Annotated in this window: 29 protein-coding genes, 1 tRNA gene and 1 pseudogene; 26 read left to right on the forward strand and 5 right to left on the reverse strand. The window is 45.9% G+C overall.

The genetic code is table 11. From position 1 onward, the window contains the following. Position 1 precedes the first annotated feature (1 nt). The 6 genes from HB364_RS26485 to HB364_RS26510 are packed head-to-tail and all read left to right on the forward strand — an operon-like array spanning position 2 to position 4,131. Positions 2–709, forward strand: a complete 708-nt coding sequence (locus tag HB364_RS26485) for a CDP-alcohol phosphatidyltransferase family protein (protein WP_167291437.1) — start codon at positions 2–4, stop codon at positions 707–709. Beyond that, on the forward strand, positions 706–1,251 hold the full coding sequence (locus tag HB364_RS26490; RefSeq protein ID WP_167291438.1) for a DUF4833 domain-containing protein: 546 nt from the start codon (positions 706–708) through the stop codon (positions 1,249–1,251). The genes HB364_RS26485 and HB364_RS26490 overlap by 4 nt, the downstream gene beginning before the upstream one ends. Positions 1,252–1,274: 23 nt before the next feature. After that, positions 1,275–1,901 (forward strand): sterol desaturase family protein, encoded by a 627-nt coding sequence (locus tag HB364_RS26495; RefSeq protein WP_167291439.1) that lies wholly within the window; start codon positions 1,275–1,277, stop codon positions 1,899–1,901. Between the two features lies 1 nt (position 1,902). Beyond that, positions 1,903–2,838 carry a phosphatase PAP2 family protein gene (locus tag HB364_RS26500; RefSeq protein ID WP_167291440.1) on the forward strand — a complete coding sequence of 312 codons (936 nt, stop codon included), beginning with the start codon at positions 1,903–1,905 and terminating at the stop codon, positions 2,836–2,838. Positions 2,839–2,849: 11 nt separating this feature from the next. Then, positions 2,850–3,470, forward strand: coding sequence for an HAD family hydrolase (locus tag HB364_RS26505; protein ID WP_167291441.1), 621 nt, complete (start codon positions 2,850–2,852; stop codon positions 3,468–3,470). Between the two features lie 25 nt (positions 3,471–3,495). Next, positions 3,496–4,131 carry a class I SAM-dependent methyltransferase gene (locus tag HB364_RS26510; RefSeq protein WP_167291442.1) on the forward strand — a complete coding sequence of 212 codons (636 nt, stop codon included), beginning with the start codon at positions 3,496–3,498 and terminating at the stop codon, positions 4,129–4,131. 98 nt (positions 4,132–4,229) lie between these two features. Here HB364_RS26510 and HB364_RS26515 read toward each other — a convergent pair whose 3' ends face one another. Continuing rightward, the gene (locus tag HB364_RS26515; protein ID WP_167291443.1) at positions 4,230–4,463 is read right to left on the reverse strand and encodes a hypothetical protein; all 234 of its coding nucleotides are present in this window, start codon (positions 4,461–4,463) and stop codon (positions 4,230–4,232) included. Between the two features lie 22 nt (positions 4,464–4,485). Here HB364_RS26515 and HB364_RS26520 point away from each other — a divergent pair, with 22 nt between their 5' ends. The 3 genes from HB364_RS26520 to HB364_RS26530 all read left to right on the forward strand — a co-directional run bounded on the left by HB364_RS26520 (position 4,486) and on the right by HB364_RS26530 (position 7,037). Next, on the forward strand, positions 4,486–4,851 hold the full coding sequence (locus HB364_RS26520; RefSeq protein ID WP_167291444.1) for a hypothetical protein: 366 nt from the start codon (positions 4,486–4,488) through the stop codon (positions 4,849–4,851). Positions 4,852–5,093: 242 nt separating this feature from the next. Then, positions 5,094–5,669, forward strand: coding sequence for a hypothetical protein (locus HB364_RS26525; RefSeq protein ID WP_167291445.1), 576 nt, complete (start codon positions 5,094–5,096; stop codon positions 5,667–5,669). Positions 5,670–6,170: 501 nt separating this feature from the next. Beyond that, a complete protein-coding gene (locus HB364_RS26530) occupies positions 6,171–7,037 on the forward strand; it encodes a hypothetical protein (RefSeq protein WP_167291446.1) in 867 nt (288 codons plus the stop codon). 85 nt (positions 7,038–7,122) lie between these two features. Here HB364_RS26530 and HB364_RS26535 read toward each other — a convergent pair whose 3' ends face one another. Continuing rightward, entirely contained in the window at positions 7,123–8,655 is a 1,533-nt protein-coding gene (locus tag HB364_RS26535) for a hypothetical protein (RefSeq protein WP_167291447.1), read from the reverse strand. A gap of 298 nt (positions 8,656–8,953) precedes the next feature. On the opposite strand from HB364_RS26535, the gene HB364_RS26540 reads away from it, so the two are divergent. The 7 genes and pseudogenes from HB364_RS26540 to HB364_RS26570 all read left to right on the forward strand — a co-directional run bounded on the left by HB364_RS26540 (position 8,954) and on the right by HB364_RS26570 (position 13,914). After that, entirely contained in the window at positions 8,954–9,388 is a 435-nt protein-coding gene (locus HB364_RS26540; protein ID WP_167291448.1) for a DUF1801 domain-containing protein, read from the forward strand. Positions 9,389–9,766: 378 nt separating this feature from the next. Further along, positions 9,767–10,543, forward strand: a complete 777-nt coding sequence (locus HB364_RS26545; protein WP_167291449.1) for a phytanoyl-CoA dioxygenase family protein — start codon at positions 9,767–9,769, stop codon at positions 10,541–10,543. A 74-nt stretch (positions 10,544–10,617) separates the two neighbouring features. Then, complete coding sequence (locus tag HB364_RS26550) at positions 10,618–10,890, forward strand: alpha/beta fold hydrolase (protein WP_167291450.1); 273 nt, start codon at positions 10,618–10,620, stop codon at positions 10,888–10,890. 101 nt (positions 10,891–10,991) lie between these two features. Beyond that, positions 10,992–11,783 carry a DUF1835 domain-containing protein gene (locus HB364_RS26555; RefSeq protein WP_167291451.1) on the forward strand — a complete coding sequence of 264 codons (792 nt, stop codon included), beginning with the start codon at positions 10,992–10,994 and terminating at the stop codon, positions 11,781–11,783. Between the two features lie 82 nt (positions 11,784–11,865). Continuing rightward, positions 11,866–12,147 (forward strand): annotated as a pseudogene (locus HB364_RS26560) (helix-turn-helix domain-containing protein); the annotation flags it as partial. Between the two features lie 8 nt (positions 12,148–12,155). Further along, positions 12,156–13,016 carry a helix-turn-helix domain-containing protein gene (locus tag HB364_RS26565; RefSeq protein ID WP_167291452.1) on the forward strand — a complete coding sequence of 287 codons (861 nt, stop codon included), beginning with the start codon at positions 12,156–12,158 and terminating at the stop codon, positions 13,014–13,016. Positions 13,017–13,083: 67 nt separating this feature from the next. After that, positions 13,084–13,914: an NAD-dependent epimerase/dehydratase family protein gene (locus tag HB364_RS26570; protein WP_167291453.1), complete on the forward strand. Its 831-nt coding sequence runs from the start codon at positions 13,084–13,086 to the stop codon at positions 13,912–13,914. Positions 13,915–14,093: 179 nt separating this feature from the next. Here the strand turns inward: HB364_RS26570 and HB364_RS26575 are convergent. Further along, positions 14,094–14,166, reverse strand: a tRNA-Lys gene (locus HB364_RS26575). Between the two features lie 302 nt (positions 14,167–14,468). On the opposite strand from HB364_RS26575, the gene HB364_RS26580 reads away from it, so the two are divergent. From HB364_RS26580 to HB364_RS26610, 7 genes are all read left to right on the forward strand, one after another. Beyond that, positions 14,469–16,706: an FUSC family protein gene (locus HB364_RS26580; protein WP_167291454.1), complete on the forward strand. Its 2,238-nt coding sequence runs from the start codon at positions 14,469–14,471 to the stop codon at positions 16,704–16,706. Positions 16,707–16,750: 44 nt separating this feature from the next. Continuing rightward, positions 16,751–17,146 (forward strand): VOC family protein, encoded by a 396-nt coding sequence (locus HB364_RS26585; RefSeq protein ID WP_167291455.1) that lies wholly within the window; start codon positions 16,751–16,753, stop codon positions 17,144–17,146. A 164-nt stretch (positions 17,147–17,310) separates the two neighbouring features. Next, positions 17,311–17,733: an SRPBCC family protein gene (locus tag HB364_RS26590; protein WP_167291456.1), complete on the forward strand. Its 423-nt coding sequence runs from the start codon at positions 17,311–17,313 to the stop codon at positions 17,731–17,733. Continuing rightward, positions 17,730–18,500, forward strand: coding sequence for a GNAT family N-acetyltransferase (locus tag HB364_RS26595; RefSeq protein WP_167291457.1), 771 nt, complete (start codon positions 17,730–17,732; stop codon positions 18,498–18,500). Before HB364_RS26590 ends, HB364_RS26595 begins: the two co-directional genes overlap by 4 nt. Beyond that, a complete protein-coding gene (locus HB364_RS26600; protein WP_167291458.1) occupies positions 18,487–19,011 on the forward strand; it encodes a GNAT family N-acetyltransferase in 525 nt (174 codons plus the stop codon). The genes HB364_RS26595 and HB364_RS26600 overlap by 14 nt, the downstream gene beginning before the upstream one ends. A 73-nt stretch (positions 19,012–19,084) precedes the next feature. Then, positions 19,085–19,774, forward strand: coding sequence for a cell division ATP-binding protein FtsE (locus tag HB364_RS26605; protein WP_167291459.1), 690 nt, complete (start codon positions 19,085–19,087; stop codon positions 19,772–19,774). Further along, on the forward strand, positions 19,771–20,667 hold the full coding sequence (locus HB364_RS26610) for a glycosyltransferase family 2 protein (protein ID WP_167291460.1): 897 nt from the start codon (positions 19,771–19,773) through the stop codon (positions 20,665–20,667). Before HB364_RS26605 ends, HB364_RS26610 begins: the two co-directional genes overlap by 4 nt. Here HB364_RS26610 and HB364_RS26615 read toward each other — a convergent pair. After that, a complete protein-coding gene (locus tag HB364_RS26615; protein WP_246228624.1) occupies positions 20,664–21,800 on the reverse strand; it encodes a glycosyltransferase in 1,137 nt (378 codons plus the stop codon). The two genes, HB364_RS26610 and HB364_RS26615, sit on opposite strands and share 4 nt — an antisense overlap. A gap of 22 nt (positions 21,801–21,822) precedes the next feature. Further along, the gene (locus tag HB364_RS26620) at positions 21,823–22,908 is read right to left on the reverse strand and encodes a glycosyltransferase (protein ID WP_246228625.1); all 1,086 of its coding nucleotides are present in this window, start codon (positions 22,906–22,908) and stop codon (positions 21,823–21,825) included. A gap of 150 nt (positions 22,909–23,058) precedes the next feature. Here HB364_RS26620 and rpsO point away from each other — a divergent pair, with 150 nt between their 5' ends. The 3 genes from rpsO to prmA all read left to right on the forward strand — a co-directional run bounded on the left by rpsO (position 23,059) and on the right by prmA (position 26,562). Beyond that, a complete protein-coding gene (rpsO, locus tag HB364_RS26625; protein WP_167291462.1) occupies positions 23,059–23,331 on the forward strand; it encodes a 30S ribosomal protein S15 in 273 nt (90 codons plus the stop codon). Between the two features lie 170 nt (positions 23,332–23,501). Further along, the gene (gene pnp / locus HB364_RS26630) at positions 23,502–25,667 is read left to right on the forward strand and encodes a polyribonucleotide nucleotidyltransferase (RefSeq protein WP_167291463.1); all 2,166 of its coding nucleotides are present in this window, start codon (positions 23,502–23,504) and stop codon (positions 25,665–25,667) included. Between the two features lie 76 nt (positions 25,668–25,743). Further along, on the forward strand, positions 25,744–26,562 hold the full coding sequence (prmA, locus tag HB364_RS26635; protein WP_167291464.1) for a 50S ribosomal protein L11 methyltransferase: 819 nt from the start codon (positions 25,744–25,746) through the stop codon (positions 26,560–26,562). Positions 26,563–26,598 lie beyond the last annotated feature (36 nt).

The raw sequence follows: 26,598 nt of genomic DNA on the forward strand, positions 1-26,598 counted from the left end.
TATGAGCCAGATCGTTATGCGTGACCGTTTGCAAAAAGGCATTTACAGCATTATAGACCCGGTGGTACGTGGCCTGGTGAAGGTGGGCGTTACACCTAATTTTATTACGACCACCGGCCTTGTACTGAATGTTGGCGTGGCGATCGTGTTTATTGTGGGCGCTGAGGAAGGTAACCGGGGAGACTTTTCTTATGTTGGCTGGGCAGGCGCCCTGATCCTGTTTGCCGGGTTGTTTGACATGCTGGACGGGCAGGTGGCGCGGATAGGCAATATGAGTTCCCGCTTTGGCGCTTTGTACGATTCTGTGCTGGACCGCTATAGTGAATTGTTTATGTTCCTCGGTATTTGTTATTACCTGGTGGCCCATCATTATTTCCTGAGCTCTTTATTTGCCTTTATTGCATTGATCGGCTCTATGATGGTGAGTTATACACGCGCCCGCAGTGAGGGGCTGGGTATCGAGAACAAAGGTGGTTTAATGCAACGGCCGGAAAGGGTGGTGCTGACTGCTGTATCGGCGATTGCCTGCGGTATTACGGCCTCCGTTATTGGCGGTGATTATAAATTGTCTGTTCCCGGCCTTCCTTTCCATGTGTTTGAAACGATGTCGGTTTTCACGATCCCTATTACCGTGATGGCTGTTTTAACAAATATTACCGCTGTTAAAAGATTGATAGACGCCAAAAAAGCACTTGACAATAAAGTATGACGCGTAGTTTTTTTCTGCTATTGCTGAGCTGCCTGTCTTTTTTATACGCAGCAGCGCAGGAGGGCTTCCCGGTTCCGGCAGGTAACGCTCAACAGTTGTTTTACCTGCAACGTACTTCCAATACCAATACGATTGTGTATGAGCTGAATTATAAGAACGGGACACTGGACAAACGCAATCCTGTACATCCTTTCTGGATCCGGTATACCGAGCAAAGTCAAAGGGCCGAGTTGAGTTGGATCCAGCGTACGTTTGCCTACGGGGTGAGGATAAAACTGATGGAGGATAGCAGTTACCGGGTACGGTTGGTTTCTTATGCGGGCTATTCCATGTACCTGAAAAAGGGAGCAGACGGGAAATACAGGCTGCATGCGCCCATTAACGGGCAGCTAATGATACTTAATCGCGTTTTTGTCAAGATCACGGGCGGCTCTATGTGGTCACCGGATATCGAGTATTTCGAGTTGAGTGGGACAGATCCGGCCACCGGCAAGCCTGTTTCTGAACGCAGGAAGGTATTGGCCAGTGAGATCAAAGAGTGATCGTTATTTTAAATTTTTGTGCGATGAAAAAGTTGTATGTATCCAACTCTACCGAATCGGTGAGAATGTTCAGGAGCGCCTGGATGGAAGCTTTGTCGAAAGTGCATTTTTCAGTGCCCCTGTTTATTTATATTCCCGTGATCGGGTTTATGACCTGGTTGGCTATTGATAAAGGCATTTCAACAGGGTATTATTTTTTATTCCTGGTTGCCGGCATTGCCGTATGGACTGCTACAGAATATGTATTACACCGGTTTGTTTTCCATTTTGAGCCTTCTTCTGAATGGGGCAAGCGTATCCATTTTATTTTTCATGGCGTGCACCACGATTATCCCAAGGACGCCAAACGCCTGGTGATGCCTCCCTCAGCCAGCATTCCACTGGCCGTCGGTTTTTACTTTTTATTTTCCGGGCTGTTCCCGGATAAGGTTTACCTGTATCCTTTTTATGCCGGTTTTATTGCCGGCTACCTGGTGTATGATATGCTGCATTATGCCATGCACCATTATAATTTCAAGAGTGATCTCATGAAGCGGGTGAAGCAACACCATATGCTGCATCATTATTCAGATCCCACAAAAGGGTATGGCGTAAGCTCTTCGCTGTGGGACATTATTTTGAGATCAGGTTTCCCCAAGAAGAAAAAGTAATATGCTGAAATCTGCCCCTGCTGTATTTTTTGCGCCGAGGACTGTTGTGGTTACAACCCTTATTGCTGTTTTGTACCTGCTGCTGTCCGTATGGCTGGTAGGCTTCAAGCCGGACCAACTGGTATTGATCGCTATTTTCAACGGGCTGTACTATAGCTCCGGTATTACGCGGAAGTTCATTACCGGGTTTTCCATCTTTATCGTTTACTGGATCATTTATGATTACATGAAAGCCTTCCCCAATTACACTTTCGGGGAAGTGCATATTGGGGAATTGTACAACGCAGAAAAGGGGCTATTCGGCATTACCACCAAAGCAGGCATCATTACGCCCAATGAATTTTTCCAACAACATCATAATGGAGTAGGTGATCTGCTGAGCGGCCTGTTTTATTTGTGCTGGGTGCCGGTACCCTTGTTGTTTGCCACTTATTTATTTTTCAGGGACCGGTCTTTGTTCCTGCAGTTTGCGCTTGCGTTTTTTGTGGTGAACATGATCGGTTTTGTAGTGTATTATATTTACCCGGCGGCGCCACCCTGGTATGTACAGGAACATGGGTTCGATTTTATTGCTTCAACACCTGGTAACACTGCCGGGCTCAAACGGTTTGACGAATTGGTGGGCGCTACGGTTTTTCAATCTTTGTATGCCAAGGGGTCGAATGTTTTTGCAGCCATGCCTTCTTTACATTCCTCTTACCCGGTGATTGTATTGTTTTATGGCATCAAGGGACGTTACCGGTATGCCAGTGTTGTGTTTGCCGGGATCATGGCAGGCATCTGGTGGGCGGCCGTATACACCAGTCATCACTATGTGCTGGATGTGCTGGCGGGTATTTGTTGTGCAGCGGCAGGCATTTTCCTGGTAGAGTGGGGGATTTCCCGGCCGGGATGGTTTTCCAGGTTCTTTCATTCTTATTTGTATAAAATTGTTTAAGCGATTTTTTTATGAGTGGCCCTTCTTCTTCACCCGACAAACAAGCACTCCTTACCCGGCTAAGCACCGGAAACTTCGACGCCTTCCTGTACGATTGTGATGGCACGCTGGCCGATAATATGGGCGCCCATAAGGCCTCTTACCGCGCGGTAGCTGCCATGTATGGCTTCGAACTGGATGATGCTATTATCGATGAACTGGCAGGCTGGCCAATTGTACAGGTAGCCGGGGAGATCGGGAAGCGGTACCAGGTGGATTTTGATCCGGCTGTTTTTGCCCAGCAAAAGAATATATTGTACGAAGGTTCCTTTATCAAGGAGACAAAGCCTATCGAATTTGTGGTAGCGCATTTGAAAGCGCATGCCGGCAAGGTCCGTATCGGCGTAGTATCCGGCGGCAGCCGCGCGTCGGTTTCCAAAACGCTCCGGTTGCTGGGCATCAGCCAACTCGTAGAAGTATTGGTATGCGCGGGGGAAACACCCAACGGCAAACCTTTTCCTGATCCTTTCTTATATGCCGCCAAACAGTTAAGCGTGGAACCTTCGAGGTGCCTCGTCTTTGAAGACGGGATCCCCGGTGTACGGGCAGCGGAAGCCGCCGGTATGCGGTGGATACGGATAGATCATTTGTAATAACTTTGCAGGTTTATCCAGCATCATGTCAATATCACTGCAATTACAGCATATAGAAAGGCCAGGTTATACCATAGACCTGTTTGTACCCAATGCACCCGATGTGCAGGACAGCTACCATCGGCAAAAGCAGGTACAGGCACAAATTCCTTTTCCGCATTGGACTAAACTATGGCCTGCTGCACTGGCTATGGGTGATTATATATACCAGCACCCGGAACTTGTACAGCATAAAACCGTGCTGGAACTGGCCGCCGGACTCGGGCTGCCCGCTTTTGTCGCTGCCCGCTATGCGCAAAGGGTTTGCTGTAGCGACTATTTGGAAGAGGCTGTTGATACTATGACCAGGTCGGCTGCGTATTTACAGCTTTCCAATGTTACCTGTCAGGTATTGGATTGGAACCTGCTGCCTGACGATCTTAGGGCAGAAGTATTATTGCTAAGTGACATCAATTACGATCCGGACCAGTTTACCCTCCTTTACCAGGTATTGGAGCGGTTTCTTCGGCAAGGCACAATTATCCTGCTAACAACCCCACAACGGCTCATGGCCAAACCTTTTATTGAAAAGCTGTTACCATTTTGCAAACAACAGCAGGAAATGATGATTGATCATCTTCAGCAGCCTACGCCTGTCAGCTTACTGCTGCTATCTGCTTAATTGGCCGTTCATGATAACATTTAGCCATTCGACCAACCTCAATGGTAGAAAAGATACCACGAAAGTGGTATTTTTTTTCCTCGTGAATTAGTATAATTTTATAATCGCATCCTGCACAAGTCTTCTTCAAGGATTCCACCCGTTAATCTTGACCCTGCTTTGGGCTCCCGGGCAGCATTTTTTGCAACAATCCCAACCACTCCTTTTTTCTTAAGCTTTATTGAGCTTAATGACTTTTGTTTTCTTAACCTTTCGGTAATCATTCCAGGCGATCGTTTTGCAGCAGCAGATCTAAACTCGCTATGATCAAACTCAACAAACATTTTCTCCATTTTAACTACTAAATTTTCATTTATGAAAAAGATTACTATTTTCTTGCTTTTAGTTGTGGGTATGGCATTAAAAATTAATGCTCAGATAGAAGCCACTACCGGCAAAATAACTATGCTTCGCGTTCACGATGTGGGCACAGCATTTGGTCCTCCTAATAATCAAATTGACGCCGAGGTGATTGTCAAGATAAGCTCAAAGCCTAACAATGCATTTGGGTTCAAACTTCGTAGGGATAATAACGAGCTTACGCATAAGGCTATGTACGAATTAATAAGGGAAGCGTTCCTGAATAACAGGGATGTAAAGATAGAATACCAGGTAGTACCAGGGAAAACCAACTTTATCTTATTCAGGGTAATAACAGTTGGGCCTGAGGGAACGATGTAATTCATAAAAGAAAGAGGCTATCGGAAATGATAGCCTCTTTCTTTTTATATATGGTGTGTCCCGGAAGCCGCTTTGTCACAACGCCCCAACTTTTGAACCTGGTCTATCTTTTTAACTTGACCCAAAATGCTTACCTTAGAATAAGGTATTGAATCCTCCTCCCTCCACCTTTTCCTCCGTCACCTTTGACTTCAGTCGTTCGCCATTGACCTTCATTATTTAAAAATTTAGAACCCACTTTTATGAGAAAGATTCATCTTTTCGCAGCGATTACTTTTTTAGTAGCCTGCACCTCCAGTCCCGACAAATCAAAAACGGAAACAGTGAAGGCCTCCGATCCCGATTCGGCAAAACAGGAAAGCCTGACATATCCTTTCACTCCTGATTATTCTTCAGATTTTGAGATCGGCGACGCAAAAAATGCACAAACACTGCTCGAATTGTACCGGAACTGGGACAACAACACACTTGACAATTCAAAGAGTTCTTTCGCAGAAATTGACACCATGTATTTTTCCGATGGCACTATGTTTGCCGGCAGCAGGGACAGTCTTTTTGCTATTGCTAACAAGATGAGAGGGCAGATGGGCAGTGTCGTTGATTCTGTTCATGCCTGGGTACCGCTCAGAAGTAAGGATAAAAATGAGGATTGGGTATTGATATGGACCCGGGAGATCTCAACAGACTCCAAAGGGAAAAAAACAGCAAAGGAGATACACGAAGTATGGCGGTTTGATAAAAATGGGAAAATTAATTTGATGTATCAATACGAGCAGCGCCCTCCAAAAATGCCGCCATCACCACCACGGAAAAAATAATAATTGTTTTCAAAGACCTCCGCCGTTGGGTTTCACTGAAGCCAGGCGGATGCTCTTTTATTCCAACAGCACTGTCAAAGAGATTGCTCCATCTTTTAGGATATACGGACTTCCGTGCAAAAGTTCCGGACTGTGCTCAAAAAGCAGGGTATCGGCGCTAAAAATATAAAGCTGCAAGGGTATTGGGCCGAAGGAAGTGTCGGCTTATAACAAAAAGCAAAACCAACGGTAAAATAAGCTGGTTGTAATACGTGTTGCCCAGGCAGGAAAGGCCCGGGAAACAGCCTATTTGGCCGCCTGAAAACGGAGGGATAATCCAGAGATAATCCACATATATACCAGAGATATTCCGGAGATATACCACCTCTATATGATCTGGAATATCTCCGGATTATTTCAATAATATTTATTTTATATATTTAAAATATATCATAACTTAGATACAGCGTAGTATACCTATACTAAGGGCTTAACCTTCTTGTAACTACAAACTTTACTGCAATGGCAAAAATGAAAGGCAATCCCGGCGATGGCCTGCGCGGCTCACTCGGGGGACTCTCTTATTACAAAATGCGCGGAGTAGAAGAAACCATTGTGCGGGAACCAGGCGGGGCTTCCAAAGAAAAGGTCGAAAAGGACCCCAACTTGCACATGATCAGGCGCAACAATGCAGAATTCAGTGGCCGGTCCACGGCCGGCAAATGGATACGCAAAGTGATCCAGGCACAACTGCCGATGGCGGATTACAATATCTCCGGACCGCTGGCCTCCTTGCTGAAGGTGGTGCAAAAACTGGATAGCCTGGGCGACAAAGGAAAGCGTACCATCCCGTTGTCGGCCAATCCGCTTGTAATTAAAGGGTTCTCACTCAACAAGAAAAACCTCTTCGATTCGGTGGTGCGCAGCCCGGTGGATTATGCAATAAGCCGGGAAACAGGCTCGGCCAGGGTACAGGTCCCGGCACTGACGCCTGCCATCAATTTATTTACCCCCGATCATTATGCAATGTTCAGGTTGGTCATAGCCTGGGGTGTGGTGCCCGATTTTTATCCCGATGGCAGAAAGGACCAAACCTATAATATCAGCCCGGGAACGGTACCTGAAATGACGTTTTACGATAAGATCAGGTATTATCCTTCCCACCAGGCTTATGATAATATTCCCACGGAAGAATTCAGGTCAGATTGGTATCCTGTCAGCAAAGGCGCTCCCGCTATGGATAGGGAACTTACCCTGCGTGTGTTTCCGCCTGATACAGATTTTACCCTGGTGCTTTCAATAGGTATTTGCTATGGCATCATGGAAGCAGCCGATTATGTACGGCAAGCACCGTATGTGGGCAGTGCCAAGATCCTCGCTGTAGGGTAAGGGTAGCCAAAATCAAGCACAAAAAAAGAGGGCATCGAAAGATGCCCTCTTCCAGTGACTTATAGACAGGTTCCTATGCCGTCAATTATATTAATGGACGAATACCAATGACTACATTATCATTTGAATAGGCGCCCATATGACATGCAGCAGATGTGCCGCCACCGTTTAAGTTTAAGATATCGACTGCTGCATTTCTGGCTGGAGAAGCTGATTGCAATTTGCCCAAATCGGCATTACCCCATTCAGATGATACAAGCTGAGGATCAGACTCCAATGAAAAGTCATCAAATTCTGTAGCGGCCTGCCATTCAGCTAATGATTGCGTTCCGGTTCCGCGGGAATGGACATATCCCCATCTGGAATGTCCGAAGCTCAAATTATGAGATCGACTTTGTACTGCTGCGTCAGATTGAGTTTTAGGAAAATTGAATAATGGAGCAGTACCCGTCTTTATATTATTGTGTGTTCTCCAACCTGATCCGGTAGTACCCGCTCCGCCATATGCTGGGTGAATACCTTCCATTTCTCCGTTCATTGTTGCATTTATCAATGTATTATTGATAACATCAATATCACGGATTTGATAACCTGCCTGGTTCCTGCAAAGTACATGATAATTTCCGCCAACCTGGATATTCTGATATACCTGGTTTCTTCCTAATTCTCCGGATGTATCCATAAAATTAACGGCTCCGACCGTATTCCAAAACGTGCTTCCACGAACCAGGTTTCGCCTGAATATTATTCCGCCTAATATCCATCTATCGACACCTGCTCCCTTACTGGTTAATGCTGTTTCAACGTTATCAAAAAAACAATTCTCTATGGTAATAAGTCCTGTCGATGTTGTTATGTTTGAGCCTGGTTGACTAAATAGCTGAATGCCCTGTTCACTTCTCGTTGCATTCTCCCGGCTATAATTTTCAATCCAGCAATCACTCACCAGGTTATTCTGACAACCAACCCCTTCAAAACGAATGGCAGCATGGTTATTACTGGTATATGCCTCAGGCCAGGAAACAGGACCACGATCAATTCTGAAGTAAGAAATTCTATTGTATTTGCCACCGCATACGATTGGTCCTGTATCCGCTTGTGTTGGGGCAAGCGATTCAGTAATATAGAATCCATACCAATGATGACCAGTGTCTAATCCTAAAACAGGGGAACCATAACCCTGTTGCGTTCCATTGTGTCTTAATGTGCTTCTTCCCGTAGTATTCAATGCAGCATAATTCTCTGCAAAGAATATGATAGGATTGTTTTCAGTGCCATTAGCCAAAATTTGAAATGAAGCGTCCCATGGATGATTTTTATTAACGCCCATATACTCACCGGGACCGCAACAAACTCTCCAGCCGGGTTGGGCTAATTGTAATGCCTGTGCGAGCGTATAGGGATCCTGTTGTGTACCATTTCCTGAACCAGTAGCAGATGCGCTAACCCAATGCGTTGCTGATAAAGATGCCAACCTGGTATTTACGCGGGGACCGCCACCTTCATCATCGTCGTCAGATTCATCTATTTTTTTGGCACATGCATTCAGCAGTACGGCCATTGCGGAAAGGCCGACCATCCCGGTCACCCCTTTCTTTAAAAATTCCTTACGTTTCATAGCGGATATTATTTATGGTTATGATGTGAATGGGTACAGGATCATGAATTCATATCACATGTGAAAGTGCAATTCATTGCAAACACCAAGCCAAATAACGTACATGTGCAGTGTTTTTTAATACAGGAAAACATTTACCAAAACGGAGATATTGTAAGAAAGCTGTGCTTATCTCGTAGATTAACGATAAGAATTGTCGTGATATACCCCTTAGATCGTCGCATTATCCCCCTTGAGTTCAGAAAGGGCCGCGGTACATTTGGGAAACAAATCTTTAACCAGTAATCCAGTAATTTATATGAATGTACAAGAACAAATCAAAAAGTATATTACCAGCCAACCTGAACCCAAACGTAGTGACATGCAAGCGTTGCACCGCATCATTCTGCAAGTAATGCCAGCATGTAAATTATGGTTCCTGGATGGTAAAGACAGTGAAAATAAAACTGTTTCTAATCCTAATATCGGATATGGATTTCAAATCATGAAATATGCCGATGGAAAAACCAGGGAGTTTTATCAAATTGGTATGAGTGCAAACACAACCGGGATCTCTGTCTATATACTTGGTATTAAGGATAAGAAATACTTAGCCCAGACATATGGGAAAAAACTCGGCAAGGCGAGCGTGAGCGGATATTGCATTAAGTTCAAAACACTGAAAGATATAAACATTGATATACTTGAAGCGGCAATACGATATGGGGTTGAGACTCAAAATGAAAAAAAGTGAGCTAAGGTTTGTGCAGGCACAGGGCCCCAACATTAAAAGTGTTGTGCTCTACCAACTGAGCTACGAGTTCAACCTCTCAACTTAATAACTTCCTCATTTACTTCCCCGCGGAGTCTCCTGCTTTTCGGTAGTTGATAAAAATACGGTACTATTGTTCGGAGTACTACTCCTTAGGGTATTGATCGTGGTGCAGGGACGCTGCGGCTGTTATAGCGGGACAATAACTAAACGGTTGGTTGATCATTTTTTGACTCATTTGTTGTAAGTTTAAGGCCATGAGAATGGCTCCAACACTTTAATACTTCTTCGTTTTCGTTTTTGATCGCGCTTGTTATCAACTGCGCTGTCTTGTTATTGTTCATTCTTTATTAATTTTTTATGGAAGAAGTATTAAATTCAATTCAGATAAAACAGTTTATTGAAGGAGGTTTTGTTCGTATCGACAATGCGTTTCCCGAAGAAATCGCTGCTGCGGTTCGAAATATTTTATGGAAAGAGATGGCTCTTGATCCCAACGATCCATCTACCTGGCAAAAACCCGTCATCCGTTTAGGTATGTATTCGCAGCCTCCGTTCATACAATCAGCCAATACACCAATATTGCACGCCGCCTTCAACCAGTTGGTAGGAAAAGACAAATGGTTGCCCTGCCGAAGTATGGGCACATTTCCCGTTCGGTTTCCATCAGCGGAAGATCCTGGCGATACCGGTTGGCACGTAGATGCCAGCTTTGGTGATAATCCGGCAAATTATTTGGAGTGGCGCGTAAACTGGCGTTCGAAGAATAGAGGATTGCTAATGTTGTTTCTATATTCTGATATTCAGGAAAATGATGCACCTACAAGGATTAAGGTGGGATCACATTTAGATATTGCCCGATTGTTGAAACCTGAGGGAGAACGGGGTATGTCTATTTTGGAGATGGCTGCACAATTTCCTTCCTTGCCAGAGAGAGAAGAGATATTGGCTACCGGCAAGGCGGGTACAGTATACCTGTGCCATCCATTCCTAATACATGCTGCCCAACCACACAGCGGAAAAGTGCCGCGGTTTCTGGCACAGCCACCACTATTATTAAGGGATGAGTTAATGAAGGAGGGGCAGGATGATAATTACTCCCCGGTAGAAAAGGCCATTAGCTTAGGTATAAACTAGGCAGCCATGTTGCACCGTGTTATCTTTGTTGGGCAAAAGCGCCATATAGGAAAACACTTTTTACAATACTTATTATGACGGGGCTTACCAGTACAGCTACTGCACAATCAACCGGCCAATATGCCCAGGTAAATGGATTGAACATGTATTACGAAGTACAGGGCGATGGTTTCCCGCTTGTGGCCATCAAAGCGTCCGCACTTGTCATCAGCGGCAACCAGGATGTGTGCACCCTCGATCATGCCCTGGAAATGAGCCGCCTGCTGCAACACGCCCAGTTAGCTATTTTTCCGGGTGGACATGGAGATTATATAGGGGAAATCAATAAATGCCCGTTAAAAATCTGAAAGACTTGGTTTACAAATGCTGTTGATTTCCATAAAAATGTTGCTGTTACAATTACGCAAATAAGTTAAATTAGCTGTATTGCCGCAATAAGTTTACGGCAATGCAAGCGTTAGCGGTAATGCAAAAAAATATCACAATCATGATTTATAATATTTTAAACGGCGACTCTCTTGCTTACAGTTTCCCAGATACGAAAATTGAAGGCGATGTAATAGTTGTTAGAGAAGGTCTTATAGATGGAGATTTGTCAGGCGACAATCTGCATGACTTTTGGCAATCAAGAGCAAAGTATATGGGGTTAACAGAAGCTGAATACCATAGTAAAGTTGTAAAAGAGTTTGAAAAAATAAGGAATGCGCCTGATAATTCAGCGTTTAATCTTTGGTTTGAGTATGACTTGTTTTGTCAGGTAAATATGTGGTTTGTTATTTCAATTATCAATAGTTTGCCAATAAAGAAAAAAGTTTTTGCTGTTTATACTTCTTATTTAGACAAAGCCAGTAAACAATTTTGGAATGGTTTTGGACCAGCAAATTCAGACGAACTTAAAGTTTGTTATGCGAATAAAATTCCTTTAAGTGAAACCGACATAAATTTAGGGAAAGACTTGTGGGAAGCTTACAAAAATGGTAATCTTGAAGAGTTGACAACTCTTTCAAAGGATCAATCTTTAGCTTTTCCGTATTTACAAGAAGTAGTAAAGGCGCATGTTGACCGTTATCCAAAAGATGGCACAAAAGGAAGACCTGAAAGAGTTATTGAAGACATCACAAAAAACATTTCTACTGACTTTCATAAAGTGTTCAAAGAATTTTGGAACAGAGAAAGCATTTATGGTTTTGGTGACACCCAATTAAAACATCTTTATGACAAAGTAATGCACTACCGCTAACAGTGCATTGGCAATATATAGAGTAAAAAAAGAAGGCCACTGATTTCAGTGACCTAATTCTAATAAGTGCCCCCCTGGGACTTTACTTTCAAAAGGGTTGCCAACGGTACAATACATTGCGGATCAACTAAACATATCTCCCAAATATTTGAGCAGCATGCTGAAACAACTGGTCGGCCAGACAACGCAACAGATCATCCACGAAAAACTGATCGATAAGGAGAAGGAAAAACTGTCGACAACGGAATTGTCGGTAAGCGAGATCGCCTACCAACTTGGTTTCGAACATCCGCAATCATTCAATAAGCTTTTCAAGCTCAAGACCAAACAAAGTCCGCTGGATTTTCGGCAAGCGTTTAATTAAATAAAACTATGCAAACCATCGCGCCGTTTCTTCAATATATACGGCAAAATAACAAGTTGCCCATCAGAATCGTTTCGCCGGACTTCGGCCACCTGACGGCTGAAGAAGCGGCAAATTTTATTGTTCCGCATCGTTCGCCTTATTATTTTTTTATGTTTATGCTGAATGGCCGCAGCTGTCATCAAATCGATCTGAAGCAATACGAAGTGACCGGTAATGAATTGGTTTTTGTTACGCCTCACCAGGTTCATAAGCAGGAAGTTATTGGCAAGGGAGGCAAATTTGTCAAGCTGGGTTTTGATGAGAGTTGCCTGTTCCTGCTGCTCAAACAATATCCTTTCCTGATCGATCCGCTGAATTACCAGAAAGTCAGTTTTGCCCTCGCCGCTGTGCTGCGGGTAAAGGCAATTTTTGCCATATTGCTGGATCTGTTGAGGCATTGGGATACCGCGCCGGAACTGATCCTGGCACACCTCAATAGTTTACTTACCGAGATCAACACGGCATACTTTCTTACCCCGACCGCTCCGGCGAGAAATAAGCTTGCCCGCTACATCGACTTTAAAACATTGGTGGAAAAACAGTTGACCGAGCAACCCAGCGTCCGGCAGATTGCGGAAGAACTGGGCATCAATCCCAACGGATTATATAAGCTCGTGAAACAGCATTCCGGGCTTTCTCCTAAAGAATATATCACTAAACGGTTGATTTTGGAAGCAGGGCGCCGCTTATATCACACGAAAGATCTCTCGATCAAAGAATTGGCCTTTGAGTTGGGCTTTAATGATCCTGAATACTTTTCCCGTTTGTTTAAAAAAGTCACAGGACAAACCATCCCACAGTTTTCGCAGGATCTGTCAGGGAATTAGATCGATTCGTCCGGCCTTTTTTGCCCCGCGATCAGGAGCTTTGTTCACACAATAAAGCTATACGGAAATGAATAAAAATCAGGAAACAATATTAGTTACAGGAGGAAACGGCCTTGTAGGCGCGCGTCTGTTACCACGATTAGTAGCGGCAGGTATCAATTGCCGTGCCTTGGTGCGCGGCGGTAAAGGCGTTCCGGCCGGAGTGACGCCTGTGGAAGGTGATCTGCTGGATCCGGCATCGCTTATAGAAGCTGTCAAAAATGTATCAGCGATCGTTCATCTGGCGGCCGTGTTCCGCTCACCGGACACGGACCTGATCTGGAAGAGCAACCTGGAGGGTACGCGTAACCTTATTGATGCGGCAAAAAACAGCGCGTCTGGTGCCCGCTTCCTATTTGCAAGTACCAGCCATGTCTACAACACGAACAATCCGCACCCTGGCCGGGAAAATGATGCGGTTAACCCGCAACATGCTTATCCCGCCAGCAAAGTTGCATCGGAGAATGAGTTACGCGAAAGCAAACTGAACTGGGCCATTTTGCGTTTCCCCTTTGTTTATGGTGATGGTGATGGCCATCTGGAAGAGTTACCAAAACATGTAATTGCAGCGAAATATCATCCAGCCATGAGGATAAGCACCATCCATCATCGCGACATTTACACAGCCGTTATGATGGCTTTGGATGGGATCATGGACGGCCGCATTGTCAATATTTCGGATGAAGCACCTACATCAATTTATGAACTGTTGAGCATTGTGGGAGAAACTATGGTATCGTCATCTGAGCCGCTGGTAAACCCCTGGTATCTCCATGCTGATAGCTCGCTTGCACGTAGCTTAGGCTTTCAACCGTCGGTCAGGACCGTTTACCAGGCGGTACAAGAAAAGCTGCTTTAATATGGTTTTCAAATTTCCTTGAGCTGACCTCTCCGGAAATGATTACCTCTTTCAAGGCTTGAAACGTGTAAAGAAGTAATCACGTTAACATACAAATCAAAAGAACGTGGTGAACGAGATGAGCAGAAGGATTTGAATTAGCATAAAATAAAAACTCCGAACAATGTTCGGAGTTTCAGTGAACCCGCTGGGACTCGAACCCAGGGCCCCAACATTAAAAGTGTTGTGCTCTACCAACTGAGCTACGAGTTCAACCTCTCAACTTAATAACTTCCTCATTTTCAGAGTCGTTATGTCGTTTTTGGGAGTGCAAAAATACGCCAAAAACACATCGTACCAAATTTATTTCAGATTTTATTTTCACACCCTGTGGATTGAAATTGCTTGGTTTTTTAAAATCTCCGCAAAACCACGGCCAGTCTGGGCTGGTGGGAGTAGGGGGCCTGCTGATGCCATTCAAAAAAGATATACAAACAAATGAGTTACAGAAATTTAAACCGGCCATCTGTCTCCTGCCAACAAAACCGGGTGTAATTTAGTTATGAATACACGCTATGGATTATACCCGGGAATTCAGGAAATTTATCAGCAGTCAGTATTTGTATACCGGCGTCCGCATCACAGCAGGCGCTATTATACCGGCCGTAATCCTGCACCAGTACGACCTGCTCACTTCCATGATGGCCGTTCCCCTGGGCGCGCTGGTAGTCAGTACCACCGATACACCCGGCCCCCTGCAACACCGCCGCAATGGTATGCTGGCCAGCATCCTGATCAATAGCCTTATTGTACTCATCGTAGGCTTCAGCCGGCCCTTTCCCTGGCTCATTGGCTTGGAGATCATTGCCTTTGGCATGCTCTTTTCCCTCGCCGGCGTGTACGGCAACCGCGTCAATTCGATCGGGCTCATTGCCCTGCTGGTATTCATTTTCAACATTGACAGCCACCTTGCTTCTTCCAATATCTGGCGCGATGCCGCCTGGTTTACTATCGGTGGCGTATGGTATGCAGGGCTCAGTCTGACCCTCTATACCCTCCGCCCTTATAAACCCATTCAGCAGTTGCTGGGCGAGAGCCTCATGGAAATTGCCGGTTATCTCCGGGTGAAAGCAGCCTTCTACGATAAAGAGCGGGATACCGATCACCTGTACAGGGAACTCATGCGCTACCAGATCGTCGTACACCAGCACCAGGATGAGCTGCATGAAATGCTCTTCAAGGCCCGGCGCCTCATCACTGAATCTACCAGCAAGGGGCGCATCCTCATGATGATGTTCCTCGATAGCATGGACCTCTTTGAGCGCATTATGACTACCCAGCAGGAGTATGAAGCGCTTCACAAAGAATTTGACGATACGCCCATCCTGAAAGCCTATCACAGCATGATCCTGCAGGCGTCGGATGAACTGCAAAAAATAGGACTGTCCGTACAGGAAGGATTGCCTTACAGGGACGACAATTCACTGGAGGAAGCCTACAAAGAAACCAGTGATGCTTACTTCGCCCTGCGGGATAAAGAACTGGGACCACATACCATTGAGGGATTTATCAAGCTCCGGCATATCCTGTACAGCATAGAAGACCTGGTAGAACGCATCTCTATGCTGGCGCATTATTCTACTTATGACCGAAGCATCAGCAAGAACAAAGACGCCAGGGAAAAATGGCTGAAAGAGCAGGCGCCGCCCGACCAGGAGATCAACATCCGGTTACTGCTCGATAACCTTTCCTTGCAATCGTCCCACTTCAGGCATGCCATACGCGTTACCCTGGCCATGATGATCGGTTACACCATTTCCTTGCTGTATCCGCTCGGACACGGATACTGGATCCTGCTGACCATCGTTACCATCCTCAAACCGGCATACAGCATTACCAAACAGCGCAACTTCCAGCGTTTGGGCGGTACCCTTATCGGTGCTGCTTTCTCCTTTGCGGTCCTGTACTTCATTAAGGACAATACTGCCCTGTTCATCATCATGCTGCTGGCCATGATCATTTCCTATACCTACATCAAGCTCAACTACCTGGTGGGGTCTATTGGTATTACCTCCTACGTGATCCTCAGCTTTCATTTCATGAACCCGGGCGGATTGTCGGCCGTATTGCAGGACAGGATCATTGATACGGCCATTGGTTCTCTCATTGCTTACCTCGTATCAAAATTCGTATTGCCCTTATGGGAGCATGAACAGATAGATCCTTTCATAGAAAAAACCGTAACTGCCAACCGGCGTTACTTCAACGTTGTATCGGTGGCCTTCACCGGCCAGTCATCAGAAAAAAGTGATTACCGGGTTGCCCGTAAAGAAGCCTTTGTGGCGCTGGCCAACATGTCTGACCATTTTCAGCGTATGCTGTCGGAACCGAAGAACAAGCAGCCTGGTCTGCCGCAATACCATCAGTTTGTAGCAACCAGTCACCTGCTGGCCTCGCATATTGCCTCTCTTTCTTACTATGCGCAGCGGTCGGCTCCGCAATATGCCTCCGGTGATTTTCAGCCGCTCCTGAAACAGGTGGATGATCAGTTTGGATCTGCGCAAAGCCTGCTGGACAATAAAGCCCTGCCTGCTATAGAACAAAAGACCGGCGACCATCCCATACGCGCCCGCCTGCAACAACTCTTTGAACAAAGACGGCAGGAGATGAAAGCAGGAGCGGGTAACCCGGAACAATCTGTACGCAAAACACTCTCTGATCTCAAGGCTATTACCGACCAGTTCCAGTTGATCTATTCTATCACGGTTGAACAGGTGAAAATATTAGACAAGCTGAAGAAGGAGGAAATGTAAATAATTTAATTTTGCCGGCCGCCAATCAACTATACAATCAAACCATGAAACAATCCTTAGCGCGCATAGCACTCGTAGTAAAAGATTATGATGAAGCCATTGCCTTTTATACGGAAAAGTTACATTTTACTTTAATAGAAGATACCGTTTTAACACCCACCAAAAGATGGGTAGTGGTAGCGCCGCCGGGATCAGATGGCTGCTGCCTGCTGCTGGCGAAAGCCGTAGGTGAAGAACAAGAAAGCAGGGTAGGGAACCAAACCGGCGGCCGGGTATTCCTCTTCCTGTATACCGATAATTTCGACCGGGACTATATCAACCTGCTGCACCAGCACATCACCATTGTGCGTGAACCCGTAACCGAAACCTGGGGCAAGGTGGCTGTCTTTGCCGACCTCTATGGCAACCTGTGGGACCTGATCGAAGCGCCCGGCAAATAAAATAGCCAAGAAAATATTCTACCCGAGAAAGTTGAGGAAAAGATTGCTCAAAAAAGCGGCCGCTAATGGGTGGACAGTAATAAAACAGGCGGGTTCTTCCAAAAGACGGTGGGAAAAGGATTGAGGTACGTAACTTTATACAACGGTTGCTTAAATTGGACGATATGGAAAAAAACATTACCAAATCCATAGACATCAATACCTCTCTCGCAAAAGTCTGGAATGCCCTGGTGAATCCCGACATCATCGCCCAATACCTCTATGGCGTGGAAACCATTACCGACTGGAAGGTAGGCAGTGAGCTCATCTTTGTACATAATCAAGAGGGTAAGCAGGTCAGGGATAAAGGGGTGATCCTCGACTTTGTGCCGCCGCACCTGCTAAGGCATACCTACTGGACGCCTTATTCTGGTTTGGAAGACAAACCAGAACATTATACCACCATATCCTATAGCCTTACCGCAGAGAACAACAAGACCATTTTAACGGTTACACAAACCAACTTCAACAGTGAGGAATGGTACCGCAACCTGCTGGCAGGATGGGATGATGTACTCACCACCATCAAAAAAATTGTTGAAAGTTGACAGCCCAGGCCATTAAAACCCCACTTGAACGCATACAACTCCTCCGTAGATTATTTCTGCAGGAGCACAACTGCCAGATACGCTACAATGCCGTACATGAGCGGGACTGGTCCGATTCTTACCTGCTCCTCATCGATGATGTGGAAGTCGGCTACGGTTCGGTCAATGCACAGGACATACGGGGTACCCGCGAAACCATCTTTGAATATTACCTCGTGCCCCATGTAAGGAACCATGCCAATCTATTATTTCGTGAGCTCATCCTCGCTTCCGGCGCTACGCTCATCGAATCACAAAGCAATGTACCGCTCTTAACTGCCATGCTGCATGAGTTTTCCGAAAACATTGGCGCTCCTGTTGTACTATTTGAAGATCATCAGGTGACAGATTACACCATACCCGGTATTATCTTTCGTATGCTGGGAGAAGAGGAGAAGGTCTATAACCAGGATCCCGGCAAATACGTACTGGAGCTGAATGGTGAAGTCATCGCCAATGGCGGCTTCCTCCTGCATTACAACATGCCTTTTGCCGATCTGTTCATGGATGTAAAAGAAGAATACCGCAGAAGGGGATATGGCAGCTACCTGCTGCAGGAAGTCAAAAAACAATGTTATCTCGCCGGCCGCATCCCCGCCGCCCGTTGCAATGTAAGCAATCCCGCCTCCAAAGCCACCCTGCTCAAAGCCGGCCTCAAAGTAGCCGGACATATGCTCATAGGCTATGTAAAAAAGGATTTACTTACTTTTAATCATGATCATCGCTGAAACAGAACGTCTCGTTATCCGTGAGTTTACTATAGATGATGCCCCTTTTATCCTGGAGCTCGTCAATGAGCCCGCCTGGCTGACATTTATTGGCGATAAAGGCGTAAGGACCACAGATGATGCCGTTCGTTATATCCTTAACGGACCGGTGAAAAGTTACCACACCCACGGCTTTGGCCTTTGGCTGGTACAACTAAAACAGGAAAACATTCCCATTGGCATGTGCGGATTAATCAAACGGGACCTGTTGGAACATGTAGACATTGGCTTCGCTTACCTGTCTGCCCATAATGGCCAGGGATATGCGTATGAAGCAGCTACCGCTACGCTTGAATATGCCAAAGACAAGGTTGGATTAAAACATATCCTGGCCATCACCAACCAGGACAACTTCCGTTCCATACGGTTATTGGAAAAGCTCGGACTGAAATTTGAAAGGTTGATCACCTTACCCGGAGAACAAAAGCCCATTCTCTTAATGGGAGCCAGCCTGCTATCCGGCAACAGCTAAAGGCCAAAAGCTAACTGCTAAGAGCTTTCTATGCTATAATTACTTATTTTTGTTTGCACTTTAACCGGTAATTATGCAGGATACAATCATAGAACTGAAGCACGTCAATATATACCAGGGCACCAATCTCGTATTACAGGATGTAAACCTCCGGGTACAAAAAGGCGAATTCGTATACCTCGTAGGCAAAACAGGTACCGGGAAATCAAGTCTGCTCAAAACACTCTATGGCGATCTTCCCCTGAAAGAAGGCGATTGTACCGTAGTAGGTTTCAACCTGCGGGAAATGGACTGGAAAAAAGTACCCTTCCTGCGCCGTAACCTGGGTGTAGTATTCCAGGACTTCCAGCTACTGACGGACCGTAACGTGAATGACAACCTCAAATTCGTATTGCGGGCTACCGGCTGGAAAGATGAAAAGCTCATGGATGAAAAGATCATTGATGTGCTGGATAAAGTAGGATTAAAGTCCAAAGGCTTTAAAATGCCTTTTGAATTAAGTGGTGGCGAACAGCAACGGGTAGATGTGGCCAGGGCATTACTCAACTCACCCAAACTCATCCTGGCCGATGAGCCTACCGGTAACCTCGACCCGGAAACTTCCGATGAAATCATGCAGCTCCTGTTCCATATTTCCCGTGATTATGGTACTGCCATTGTAATGGCCACGCACGATTACATCGTTATCAACAAATTTCCGGCGCGTATGGTGCGTACGGAACGGGGCAGGGTCATAGACAATGCAAGCATTGACATGGTATGATCTCCATATTAATTCCGGTATTCAACCAGGATATCAATAAATTGGTGGCCCGGCTAAGCGCCGGGCTTTCCCATTTACAGCAGGGAGGTGAGATCATCGTTATGGACGACGGTTCTGATCCCGCCTTCCGGGACATCAATAAACCCATCGCACAACAGCCCTTTGTACGCTACCTGCCACAGGCACAAAACCAGGGACGCATACGCATCCGGCAAATGCTGGCCGAAGCTGCTGCCGGCGAATGGTTGCTCTTTCTCGATGGTGATAGTGAAGTCGTCTCAGATAACTTTTTACACAACTATATACAGGCCATACAACCTGGCGCCGCTGTAGTAGTAGGGGGCAGGACTTATACCGCTACGCCACCGGAAGATGACGCTCTCAGGTTACATTGGAAATATGGCTCCCGCAGGGAAGGCAGGCTGCCAGGCAAAAAGCACCAGCCCGCTTTTATGTCCAACAACTTTCTCATACAGGCCCGTTACTTCCAACAACTATCGTTTCATACCGGCTGGAATGGGTATGGCCATGAAGATACCTGGATGGGACTACAATTGGAAGAAGCTGGTATACCGGTGCGTTACATTGATAATCCTGTTATACATGGGGGACTTGAAAAAAACAGCGCATTCATTGCAAAGTCAGCAACTGCGCTCCTAAATCTTCACCAGCTCAGTGGGATGGTTCCTGCAGCATTGCTGGCCAGGCATGTAAAAATATTCCGGGTATATAAAAAACTGGAAGTTTGGCGCTGTCGCTGGATAGTATTAGCTGCTTATGCGTTATTGAAAAACTACATCCACCGTAACCTTCATTCCTCCAATCCTTCCCTCACACTCTTCGACCTTTACAGGCTGCAATACTTCATTCGCCTTGTTAATTCAGCACATTAATGCCTCGCTTCCTCTCCCTGCCACAACAACCGCATCAACTGCTTCGTAAGCTGGCCATGGTTCAGGAAGGGCGCCAGGATCTCCTTGCGCAGCAACAATTCATGCTCATCAAAAGGCTGATGATACAACTGGATAATAATTGACTGGAATGCTTCTACCGTAGTAGCTACATGGCAGGCGGTATCTAACCCGGAGTTATTGATCATCGTGGGGTTCACCACGCAATGCCTGCCCGAAAACAAAGCATTCAGCAACTTTACCGACCTGCTTTTACGGCAAAAGGAGGGCAGTACATTAATCTGTGCTTTCCTGACCAGGTCATGCATCTCCTGGGCAGATGGGTTGGCGATCAGGCAGGCATGGCCATGTAAATTCACTTCCCGCTCAAGCCGGGGTGAGGGCTGCTTACCTGCTATAATAAAGGGGACTTCAATCTTATTGAAAATATTTGTCAGCAACCAAATGGCAGCTTCCTCGTTTTCTGCTACCGACAGGTTACCATGATACAAACAAAAACACCCGATGCCTGTTTCCGATTCCACTTCCGTGAAGGGCAGGAGGGGAGGCACACACACCACATTCCTCGCATGCAGCTTCTGCCGGTATACCGCTACATCCTGTTCAGACAAAGCCAGGAATATCGCTTTATCGGCTATATCCTTTTCATAGCTCTTCAGCAACCGGCTTTCATGATGGTAATAGATCTTCTTCAGGGGTTGTAATACGGTAGTCGTTTTGCACAATTGCTCATAATACTCATGCTCCACATTCATCAGCCGTACAAAGATTGGCCGGTTGTCAAAACGCTCATCATTCAGCAGGTAAGTGCAATGAATGCCCTGCAGTAAAATAGGATGATCATCCTGCAGCAACCTTTCCCGCAATTGGTTACAGGAGCGGGAAGCAACAATATAAGGGAGCTTTGGGCTGATACATTTATGCCCGGTGAGCTTTTGATAATACTTCACCTCTGTACAATAAGCCGCCAGTTCAGGCTGATGACCACGGCCATCATCAAAGCAATGAAGATGGATGTGCACACCGGCGCCGTGTAAGGCTTTAATAGTACAAAATACATCTATCACGCCACCATAATCGATGGGAAATGGCACATCCGATGATACAATATGCAAGTGTTTTTCCAAAATGCTATGCTCAGATAATCGTTGAATAAAAAGCAATCAGTTTCTTTTCTTCCTGTTGCCAGTTAAAAATCGTTCTCGCAGTTACACAGTTTTGTTGCAATTCCCTGTACAAAACCACATCATTTAACAATCTGTTAAGTTGCACAGCAATGCTGTCAGGACTCAGGTCGTTAATAAGAACAGCAATTGGATACTGATTGTTTATTTCCCGGTAAACCGGGTAATCCACACCCAATTGGGGAATTCCAGCCTGTATATAGTCAAAAAAACGATTGGCAAGGGAATAATAGTTGCTCTGACCCTTATTTTCAAACAAAGTAATCCCTATCCACGCATTAACGGTATAATTAGTTAATTCGTGTGGCAGGATCAATCCCTTAAAAATAACCCGCTCCTGCAGCCCATGGGCAGCTACCAGGGCTTTCGCCTGCTCCATAAAATTACCATCGCCACAAATGACCAGCCGGGCCGCTACCTGTTGCATCGCCGGGATCAGCGTTTCAAAGCTCCTGCCTTCATTCACCGCTCCCTGGTACAGGATATAGGGCTCCTGTTTCTCCGGTATCGTCAGCGGCTGTAATACCGGCACATTGCGGATCACCCCATAATCCACTCCATACATCTCTTTAAACGCAGTCGCAATGGGTTGATTTACAGTATATCCAGCCTTAAACCGTGGAACGGCAAAGCGCTCCACCCGTTTCCAGAACTGGTAAATGCGGGGCCGGGTAACCACCTCCTTCATCTCGCAGAATAGCTCATGGGCGTCATATACCCGCGGAATGCCTTTCATTACCGAAACCCAGTAACAGGGGAGGATAGTATCCAGGTCAATGGCGCAAATGACGTTTATTTTATTGAATATCAAATAAAAAAACAATCTTATATTATATTCAATATAAAAACCTTTGCCTTTGGCAAAAAAGCAGGACAACCTTTTCTGCCGGAAAGGCTGTTCAAGCAATGGCACAGATCCCCGCCGCTGCCTGCCCACCAGCGTTACCGCATAGCCTGCAGCACTCAGTGAACGGCAGATCCGTATCATCCGCTGATCATAACTGAGGTCATTGGTAACAGTAAATACAAGTTGTTTCATACTGGCAGAAGAGACTAACCGCTTTTTGTCTTTTTTTAGACAATTGAAAAAAAACGGGCAGGCAAGATATTAAAATCACGATTAATTCCATACCTTTGCCGCCAAATTATAGAAGAAGTAAAAATTTGGATGTTCTAAAAAAAAATTGAGATGCCGTATTTAACCAAAGAAAAAGTATCAAACATCTTCACCCAATTTGGCGGAAATGCCACCAATACCGGTTCTATTGAAGGTCAAATTGCTTTGCTGACTGAGCGCATCAATGGGATTTCCCAGCACCTGCAGCAAAATAAGCAAGATTTCTCTACCCACCGTGGATTGATGAGGCTGGTAGGTCAACGTAAGCGCCTGCTGAACTACCTGAGCAAACATAACCTGCAAGGTTATCGCCAATTGATCGAGAAACTCGGAATCAGAAAATAATCAGTATATGTGATAAGATACTATTCCCAACTGTAGACACCGGTTGGGAATACTTGTTTTACCGACATACTGATTAGTAGCTTGTAAATTGTATTTTAAACCTGGTTGCCTTCACAAACCATTCCTTCCCGCCTACCCGTTTGCGATTGCCAACCTTAAATTGAGATTGTATGCTCTCTCAACCTATTAGTGTAACATTTGACATTGGTGGTGGCCGTATGGTAACCATCGAAACCGGTAAACTGGCCCGCCAGGCTCATGGCTCCGTTACCGTTCGCCAGGGAAACAGCATTATGCTTGCTACTGTTGTAGCCAACAAAGAACCCAAAGAAGGGCAAGAGTTTTTCCCCCTGGTAGTAGATTACAACGAAAAATTTGCCTCAGCCGGCCGTATTCCCGGCTCTTTCTTCAAACGTGAGGGAAAATTGAACGATTATGAGGTACTGGTAAGCCGTTTGATCGACCGTTCATTACGTCCCTTATTCCCCGAAGATTATTTCTGCGATGTACAGGTACTGGTGACGCTCGTATCCAGTGATAAAGAAGTAATGCCCGATGCATTAGCTTGTCTGGCTGCTTCTGCCGCACTCGCAGTTTCAGATATTCCGATTAAAGAAGTTATCTCCCAGGTACGTGTAGCACGCGTGGAAGGTAATTTCATCGTTAATCCCAGCCGTACAGAACTGGCCACCGCCAATATGGACTTCCTTATCGCCGCTACCGATAAGAACCTTATGATGGTGGAAGGTGAGTCAGAAGAGTGCAGTGAAGAAGACCTCGTAAAAGCACTGGAGATTGCACATGATGCCATCCGTATCCAGATCAAAGCACAGCAGGAGCTCCGTGACAAAGCGGGTGTAAAAGGAAAACGTGAGTACGTAAAACCTGAGCAGAACGAAGAATTACGCGATAAAGTAAATGCTTTCGCAAAAGATAAGATCTATACCATCTCCAAAAGCGCTTCTGCCAAACATGACCGCAGCGATGCTTTTGATGCGCTGAAAAAAGAGCTGATCGAAAGCCTGGGTGAAGAAGTAGATGACAAAACTAAAAAACAAGCTAAGAAATACTACGAAGACCTCCAGTGGGAAGTAGTGCGTGACATGATCCTGAATGATCGTGTTCGGCTGGATGGCCGCCAGCTTGACCAGGTTCGTGGCCTGGCTATGGAAGTGGATGCCCTCCCTTCTCCCCACGGATCAGCTTTATTTACCCGTGGTGAAACACAATCACTCACTACCGTAACACTCGGTACGCCACTGGATGAGCTGCTGGTAGAAAGCGCTGCCAACTCTGAATATTCAAAATTCATCCTGCACTATAACTTCCCGCCATTCTCTACCGGTGAAGTAAAAATGATGCGCGGCCCCGGCCGTCGTGAAGTAGGCCACGGTAACCTGGCCATGCGTTCACTGAAGCAAATGATGCCGGGCAACGAGTATCCTTACACCGTACGCGTGGTAAGTGATGTACTCGAATCCAATGGTTCTTCTTCTATGGCCACTGTTTGTGCCGGTTCACTCGCCTTAATGGACGCTGGTGTTCCTGTACCCAAACACGTAGGTGGTGTAGCCATGGGATTGATCACCCGCGCTTCCGACAACAAATATGCTATCCTTACCGATATCCTGGGTGATGAAGATCACCTTGGAGATATGGACTTCAAAGTAACCGGTACACGCGAAGGCATCTGCGGTGTGCAAATGGACATCAAAATAGACGGCCTTAGCATGGACACCATGCGCGAAGCATTGGAGCAGGCCCGCAAAGGACGTTTACACATCCTCGAAGCCATGTACGAATGTATGCCGGCTGCCCGTGAAGAAGTGAAGCCGCACGCGCCAAGAATGGAGAAACTCTTCATTGATAAGGAATTCATCGGTGCTGTGATCGGACCACAGGGTAAGATCATCCAGGAAATCCAACGCGAAACAGGTACTACTATCAATATTGAAGAAGTAGGCAACTACGGAGAAGTAAGCGTATTCAGCCCGGCTAAAGAAGGGTTGGATAAAGCAGTGGCCTGGATCAAGGGCATCACCGCTATGCCTGAAGTAGGATCTGTTTACGAAGCTACCGTGAAAGGCATCAAGGAATTTGGCGCCTTCGTGGAATTCCTGCCTGGTAAACAAGGTTTATTACACATCAGCGAGATCTCCCATAAACGTCTCGAAACCATGGAAGGCGTACTCAAAGAAGGGGAGAAAGTAAAAGTGAAACTGATCGGAATAGACCACAAGACCGGTAAATTCAAACTGAGCCGCAAGGTATTAATGCCCAAGCCCGATGGTGCCCCCCGGTCACCCCAGGGCAATAGCGCTGCTCCCCAGCAGTAACCTACAGCATTAATGCTAAAAAATAAACAAGGGTGAGCCACCTTCAACAGTGGCTCACCCTTATAAATTTATATACATGTCCAGCTACACCCATCTCCAATTTCACAACGTCTCCAAAGAGCAACAGGAGATTCTCATCGCGCTCCTGAGCGAACAGGGCTTTGAAGGATTCGAAGAAGGTACACAGCAACTAGCTGCTTTCATTCCCGAAGTGCAATGGAATGAACAGGCAGTGGCAGCGCTGGCAGCAACCTATGGGGTCACTTACACAACAGCAAGCATTGCGCAAAAGAACTGGAATGAAGAATGGGAAAAAAACTTTGAGCCGGTAATCATCGGGAACTTCTGTGCTATCAGGGCGCACTTTCACCAATCCATCACAGGCGTCAAACACGAGATCATCATTACACCCAAAATGAGCTTTGGCACTGGTCATCATGCCACCACCTACATGATGGTCGAATACATGGAACAACTTGATCTCACCGGTAAGTCAGTGCTCGACTTCGGCACCGGTACCGGCATCCTCGCAATATTGGCAGAAAAGTGCGGCGCTACAGAAATAGTAGCCATTGACAACGACGATTGGAGCGTGGAAAATGCCGCTGAGAACATTGATGTCAATCATGCCAGCCACATATTGTTGCAAAAAGCGGACAGTTTAGAAAAATTTGGCCTATTTAATGTCATACTGGCCAACATCAATAAACACGTATTGCTGGCAAATATGGAATCTCTTAAACAACATTTAACACCCGGTGGCGTTATAATAATGAGTGGTTTATTAGCAGGCGACCGTACTGATATTGAAGCGGCTGCCACCAGCAGTGGTTTGAAAATTGTGGATCAGAAAAATCAATATACATGGATTGCCTTGCGATTAACCAGTAAGTAACAGAATAATGTAATGTTATCCATTGTATTAAGCTGT

Origin of the sequence: Paraflavitalea devenefica (assembly GCF_011759375.1) — a bacterium.
In the GTDB taxonomy this organism is placed as follows: domain Bacteria; phylum Bacteroidota; class Bacteroidia; order Chitinophagales; family Chitinophagaceae; genus Paraflavitalea; species Paraflavitalea devenefica.